Source organism: Veillonella parvula (genome assembly GCF_001553335.1).
GTDB classification, from domain to species: Bacteria; Bacillota; Negativicutes; order Veillonellales; family Veillonellaceae; genus Veillonella; species Veillonella parvula_S.
This window is the reverse complement of record NZ_KQ960778.1, coordinates 1-523: the sequence shown is the minus strand read 5'-3', so window position 1 is coordinate 523 and position 523 is coordinate 1. Positions and strand designations below refer to the sequence as shown.

Sequence of the window (523 nt, the reverse complement as noted above, 5' to 3'; positions counted from 1 at the left end):
GCCTCCCGTAGGAGTCTGGGCCGTGTCTCAGTCCCAATGTGGCCGTTCATCCTCTCAGACCGGCTACTGATCATCGCCTTGGTGGGCCGTTACCCCTCCAACTAGCTAATCAGACGCAATCCCCTCCTTCAGTGATAGCTTACATGTAGAGGCCACCTTTCATCTATCCTCGATGCCGAGATTAGATCGTATGCGGTATTAGCAGTCGTTTCCAACTGTTGTCCCCCTCTGAAGGGCAGGTTGATTACGCGTTACTCACCCGTTCGCCACTAAGATTGATAGAAGCAAGCTTCCATCGCTCTTCGTTCGACTTGCATGTGTTAAGCACGCCGCCAGCGTTCGTCCTGAGCCAGGATCAAACTCTCCAAGATATCTTGAAGCTATTTGAATAGCTCATTATTTGTTGTCGTTACATTGAAGTAACTTTGAATTATGGTTGGTTTTGACTATGTCAAAACCCGCACTCTGGCATATGTTCAATCATATGATTGATTACCTATCATTGTTCAGTTTTCAAAGATCT

The 523-nt window shown here is 47.0% G+C and carries 1 rRNA gene; it reads right to left on the bottom strand.

Going from position 1 to position 523, the window contains the following annotated elements:
• Positions 1-371: ribosomal RNA gene (locus tag HMPREF1865_RS01360) — 16S ribosomal RNA — on the bottom strand; the annotation flags it as partial.
• Between the last annotated feature and the right edge of the window lie 152 nt (positions 372-523).